General features: G+C 75.6%; 4 protein-coding genes and 1 pseudogene. All 5 read left to right on the top strand.

Annotation, left to right across the window (positions count from 1 at the left end; translation table 11 throughout):
* Window positions 1–102: 102 nt before the first annotated feature.
* The gene (pelF, locus tag ACFV0G_RS33455) at window positions 103–1,608 is read left to right on the top strand and encodes a GT4 family glycosyltransferase PelF (RefSeq protein ID WP_380556124.1); all 1,506 of its coding nucleotides are present in this window, start codon (window positions 103–105) and stop codon (window positions 1,606–1,608) included.
* Window positions 1,609–1,660: 52 nt separating this feature from the next.
* Window positions 1,661–3,163, top strand: a complete 1,503-nt coding sequence (locus ACFV0G_RS33450; RefSeq protein ID WP_380556122.1) for a hypothetical protein — start codon at window positions 1,661–1,663, stop codon at window positions 3,161–3,163.
* A 46-nt stretch (window positions 3,164–3,209) separates the two neighbouring features.
* Window positions 3,210–4,202: an SDR family NAD(P)-dependent oxidoreductase gene (locus tag ACFV0G_RS33445; protein ID WP_380556120.1), complete on the top strand. Its 993-nt coding sequence runs from the start codon at window positions 3,210–3,212 to the stop codon at window positions 4,200–4,202.
* 98 nt (window positions 4,203–4,300) lie between these two features.
* Window positions 4,301–5,011: pseudogene (locus tag ACFV0G_RS33440) on the top strand (NDP-sugar synthase); the annotation flags it as partial.
* Window positions 5,012–5,109: 98 nt separating this feature from the next.
* A partial coding sequence (locus ACFV0G_RS33435) for an NAD-dependent epimerase/dehydratase family protein (RefSeq protein WP_380556118.1) occupies window positions 5,110–5,994 on the top strand: 885 nt, incomplete at its 3' end.

Below are 5,994 nucleotides of genomic sequence, written 5' to 3'. Positions count from 1 at the left end.
AACACCCCCCCCCACCCCCCGGCGCCGCGGCCCCCCCCCCCCCCGCCCCCCGGCACCGCCCGCCCGACCACGGCGGGCAGAAGGCCAGGGGGGTCTTTTGTCATGCGTGTCACCCTGCTCACCGAGGGGACGTACCCGCATCAGCACGGCGGGGTGAGTGTCTGGTGCGACCAGCTCGTCCAGGGCATGCCCGACGTCGAGTTCGACGTCATCGCGGTCACCGGCACCGGGCTTGAGCCCGTGGTCTGGGACCTGCCGCACAACGTCCGCTCGGTGACCGTCGCGCCGCTCTGGGGGCCGCCCGAGGGCGGGCGTCCGCCGCGCGGCGCCGCCATGCGGCGCTTCCAGGAGTCGTACGAGCGCTTCCTCAACTCCCTGCTCTCCCCGATCTTCGCCGGGCACTTCAGCCCCGGCCTCAACCAGCTGGCCGACCTCGCCCGGGACGGCCGGCTCGGCCCCACCCTGCGCAGCGAGCAGTCCCTGCGGACCCTGCACCGGGTGTGGACCCGCGAGGACCACCCCACCGCCGCCTCCCGCCCCACCATGTACGACGCGCTGAACGCCACCGACCTGCTGGAGCACGCGCTGCGGCCGCTGGCCGTGCCGCCGCCGCGGGAGGGCATCGCGCACGCCGCCAGCGGCGGCCTCGCCACCCTGCCCGGGCTGCTCGCCGCCTGGCAGCACCACGTGCCGTTCCTGCTCACCGAGCACGGCATCTACCTGCGCGAGCGCTACCTCGGCTACCGCACCGGCCCCTACCGCTGGCCGGTCAAGGCGCTGCTGCTCGGCTTCTACCGAATGCTCGCCGAGGAGAGCTACCGGCGCGCCGCGCTGGTCACCCCCGGCAACCGCTACAACCGGCGGTGGGAGGAGCGCGGCGGCACCCCGTCCGCGCACATCCGCACCGTGTACAACGGCGTCGACCCGGCGGCCTTCCCGCCGGCCGGGCCGGAGCCCGAGGCGCCCACCCTCAGCTGGGCCGGCCGGGTCGACCCGATCAAGGACCTGGAGACCCTGATCCGCGCCTTCGCGATCGTCCGGGCCGAGATCCCGGAGGCCCGGCTGCGCCTGTTCGGCGGCACCGCCCGCGGCGCCGAGGGCTACCGGGACGGCTGCGTCGCGCTGGCCGAACAGCTCGGCGTCGGCGACGCCGTGGTCTTCGAGGGCCGGGTCGCCGACATCACCGACGCCTACGCGGCCGGCAACGTGGTGATGCTCTCCAGCATCAGCGAGGGCTTCCCGTTCACCCTGATCGAGGCGATGTCCTGCGGCCGCGCCACCGTCTCCACCGACGTCGGCGGCGTCCGCGAGGCCGTCGGCGACTCCGGCCTGGTCGTCCCGCCGCGCGAGCCCGCCCCGATGGCCGCCGCCGCCCTGGAACTGCTCCGCGACCCCGAGCGCCGGGCCAGACTCGGCGAGCAGGCCCGGCTCCGGGTGATCGAGCAGTTCACCCTCCGCCAGAACATCGACGGCTTCCGCGAGATCTACACCGAGCTGCTCGGCGCGGGCCGCACCCCCGACCGGCTGGCCTCGCTCTACATGCCGCGGCTGCCGCTGGCGCAGCCCGCCGAACCCGAGCCGGCCGGACGCACCCGGGTGGCCCGGTGAACGCGCCGCACCGCCCCGGGCGCACCCGCGGCGACGGAAGGAGCAACGAGGTATGAGCGGCCCCCTGCACCTGGTCGCGGAGGAGACCGGCGAGGACTGGGACCGGACGGTGCAGCTGCGCACCCTGCCCCGGCCCCGGCCGCGCCCCGCGGAGGCCGAGCGGGCTCCGGAGCTGTCCGCCGACCCGATCGACGAACTCGCCGAGCGGCTCGCCGACCTGTGCGCGTACGCGGTCCACCCGTACGAGATCGCCGCGTTCCTGGAGTCCGACGGCATGACGGACCAGCAGGCCGCACTGGTCTACGGGCGGCCGGACGCCTTCACCCTCGCCGAGGAGCTGTTCGCCCGGGTGCCGCGGCGCTACCGCGGCACCGGCGCGGAGTTCTCCAACCCGTGGCGCGCCGACCCGTGGCGCTGCCTGGTCCGCGGCCTGGTCTTCGCGCTGCCGGGCTTCGGCTACCTGCTGGGCGCCCACCTGTTCGCCCCCGGCCGTACGCAGTTCGGCCTGCCGGCCGGCGCCGCCGCGCTCGCCGTGGCCACCCTGGCCGGCTGGGGCTGGAACCAGGGCCTGGCCCACCGGGCGTACGGCTGGCTGGGCCGCGGGCAGCGCCGGGCCGCCGGGCACTGCCTCACCTGGGGCGCCTCCGCCGGCGCCGCCCTCGCCACCGGCGCGGCCTGGGCGGTCGGCGGTCCGCCGGCCGCGCTCTGGTTCGCCGCCGGCCAGTCGGTGTACCTCGCCTCGGCGACCGTGCTGCTGGTGCTCGGCCGCGAGACCGTCCTGCTGGCCGCGCTGGCCCCGTCCACCGTCGGCGCCGGCGTCGTCCTCGCCGTCCCGGTGCCGGGCGCCGTCCGCACCGGCGTGCTGCTCGTGACCACCGCCCTCGCGCTGGGCCTGGCCGGGCGCGAACTCGTCCGCTGCTTCCGCGAGCCGGCCGGCACGACCGACGTCTACCTGCCGTTCCGCGACGAGGTGCCGCAGGTGCTGTTCGGGCTCGCCGCCGGCACCATGACGCTCATCGCCGGCCTCGGCGACACCCTGCACCAGGCGCTCGCCCACACCGCCGCACCCACCGGCGGCAGCCCGGCGGGCCCGCAGATGGCCGCGCTCAGCCTCAGCCTCGGCCTCGCCGAGTGGCTGCTGTTCCGCTACCGCGAACTCGCCGTCGGCGCCCTGCGCACCAGCCACGGCCCGGCCGAGTTCACCCGCCGCACCACCGGCTACCTGCTGGGCTGCCTGGCCTGCTACCTGACGGTGGTCGCCCTGCTGGACGCCGCCGCCGCCCTGCTGTGGCCGGGCGCCCCGCGGCTCGACGCGGCCGCGCTGGCCGCGCTGGTGCTGCTCGGTGCCGCGCTCTGGCTCGCGCTGCTGCTCAACGCCTTCGGCCTGAGCTGGACGACCGCCCTGGTCTGCGCGGCCTGCGCCGGCTACCAGGTGACCGCCCTGCTCGCCGGCACCGCCCCGACCGCCGACCGGCTGGCCGGCTGCGGCGGCGCCGCCCTCCTGCTCACCCTGATCGCCGTGCCCGTGCTCGGCCGCACCACCAAACACCGCTGAGCACCCGCCCGGCACGCACCACCACACACCGCTGAAAAGAGGACACATGACCACTGTCGCCGTGACCGGAGCCGAGGGCTTCATCGGCTCCCACCTGGTCGAGACGCTGGTCGCCGACGGCCACACCGTGCGCGCGATGGTCCAGTACAACTCCTTCTCGTCGTTCGGCTGGCTGGAGACCCTGGACCGCGAGGTGCTCGACTCGGTCGAGATCGTGCTCGGCGACGTCCGCGACCCTGGCTCGGTCAACGGCCTGGTCAAGGGCGCCGAGGCGGTCTACCACCTGGCCGCGCTGATCGCGATCCCGTACTCGTACCGGGCCCCGCACTCCTACGTCGACACCAACGTCACCGGCACCCTCAACGTGCTGGAGGCGGTGCGCCACCTCGACGTGCCGCGGCTGGTGCACACCTCCACCAGCGAGACGTACGGCACCGCGCAGACCGTGCCGATCACCGAGGACCACCCGATCAACACCCAGTCGCCGTACGCCGCCTCGAAGGCCGGCGGCGACCGGCTCGCCGACAGCTACCACGCCAGCTTCGAGACCCCGGTGGTCACGCTGCGGCCGTTCAACACCTTCGGCCCCCGGCAGTCCATGCGCGCCGTGATCCCCACCGTGATCGCCCAGATCGCGGCCGGGCAGACCGAGATCACCCTCGGCGACCTGCGGCCCACCCGCGACTTCATGTTCGTCAAGGACACCGCCGCGGCCTTCCGCGCGGTGGGCACCGCGCCCGCCGCCGACGTGGTCGGCCGGACCTTCAACGCGGGCACCGGCGGCGAGATCTCGGTGGGCGACCTGGTCACCCTGGTCGGCAAGCTGATGGACACCGACCTGGTCGTGCGCGAGGACGAGCAGCGCATCCGGCCCGCCAACTCCGAGGTCATGCGCCTGGTCGCGGACGCCACCCGGCTGCGCGCCGCCACCGGCTGGGCGCCCGCCCACACCCTGGAGGAGGGCCTGGAGCAGACCATCGCCTTCTTCCGCGACCCGGCCAACCTGGCCCGCTACAAGACCGACCTCTACAACGTCTGACCGCTTCCGACCGCACCACCCCGGACCCGCCGGTCACCACACACCGGCCGGACCGGAAGCAGTACACCCGCAGCACACACACCCGTGGGGGGAAGAACATGCATGCAGTGATCCTGGCAGGCGGCAAGGGCGTCCGGCTGCGCCCGTACACCACCGCCCTCCCGAAGCCGCTGGTGCCGATCGGCGACCAGCACGCCATCCTCGAGATCGTGATGCGCCAGCTCGCCGCGTCCGGCTTCGAGTCCGTCACCCTCGCGATAGGCCACCTCGGCCACATCATCCGCGCCTACGTGGGCAACGGCTCGCGCTGGGGCCTGCGGGTCGGCTACGCCACCGAGGACAGTCCGCTCGGCACCATGGGCCCGCTGCTCAACATCCAGGACCGCCTGCCGGACCACTTCCTGGTGATGAACGGCGACATCCTCACCGACCTCGACTTCGCCGCGGTGCTCCGCCACCACGAGGACTCCGGGGCGCCGCTGACCATCGCCACCTACGGCCGCGAGGTGAAGATCGACTTCGGCGTGCTGACCTCCGAGGACGGCGCCATCACCGGCTTCGAGGAGAAGCCCAGCATCGGCTACCGGGTCTCGATGGGCGTGTACGGCGTCTCCCGCAAGGCCCTCGCCGCGTACACCCCGGGGCAGCCGCTCGGCTTCGACGAGCTCGTCCTCGACCTGCTGGCGGCCCGCACCCCGCCGTCCGCCTACGAGTTCGACGGCTACTGGCTGGACATCGGCCGCCCCGACGACTACGACCGCGCCAACGCGGAGTTCGCCCAGCTGGCGCCCGTGCTGCTCGGCGCGGCGGCGGTGCCCGCGGCCCGCGGCGGCGACCGGTCCGACACCGCCGAGGTGTCCGGCGACCAGGCTCCGCTGGCCGCCGTCCCGGCCGACGGGCGGGCCGCATGAGGGTCCTGCTGCTCGGCGCCGACGGCTACCTCGGCCGGCACGCCGCCGCCGCGCTGCGCGCACTGCCCGGGGCGGACGTCCGCACCGCCGGCCGGCGCGCGGCGCACGACCTGCCGCTCGACCTCGGCAGTGCGCACCTGCCGGCGCTGATGGCGGACCTGGCGGCGCTCGCCCCGGACGTCGTGGTCAACTGCGCCGGCGCGGTGTCCGGCAGCGCCCTCCACCTCGCCGAGGTCAACACCCGCGGCCCGGCGCTGCTCTGCGACGCCATGCTGGCCGCGGCGCCGGACGCCCGGCTGGTGCACCTCGGCTCGGCCGGCGAGTACGGGGCCTGCGAGCCGGGCACCTCGCTCGGCGAGGACGGGCCGCTGCGGCCGGTCGGCGTCTACGGCGCGACCAAGCTGGCGGGCAGCCTCACGGTGGCCTCGGCCGCGCTCGACGCGGTCGTGCTGCGGGTCTTCAACCCGGTCGGGCCGGGCGCGCCGGCCGGGTCGCTGCCCGGCCGGCTCGCGCGGGAGCTCCACCGGGCCGGCCCGGACGGCACGGTACGGGTCGGCGACCTCTCGGCGTACCGGGACTTCGTCGACGTCCGCGACGTCGCCCGGGCCGTCGCCCTCGCCGCCACCGCCGCCCGGCCGCTCCCCCGCGTGCTGAACGTGGGCAGCGGCCTGGCCCGGCCGGTGCGCGCGGTCGCCGACGGGCTGGTCGCCGCCGCGGGCTTCGGCGGCACCCTCGACGAGAGCGCGGCGGGCTCCGACCGGTCCGCGGGCGTCTCCTGGCAGCAGGCGGACGTCGCCGCGGCCGAGCGCGAGCTGGGATGGCGGCCGGAGGTGCCGTTCGACACCACGCTGGCCGACCTGTGGGCCGCCGCGGTGCAGGCC

Origin of the sequence: Kitasatospora sp. NPDC059571 (assembly GCF_042735675.1) — a bacterium.
Taxonomy (GTDB): domain Bacteria; phylum Actinomycetota; class Actinomycetes; order Streptomycetales; family Streptomycetaceae; genus Kitasatospora.
This window is presented reverse-complemented; position numbering and strand designations above follow the sequence as displayed.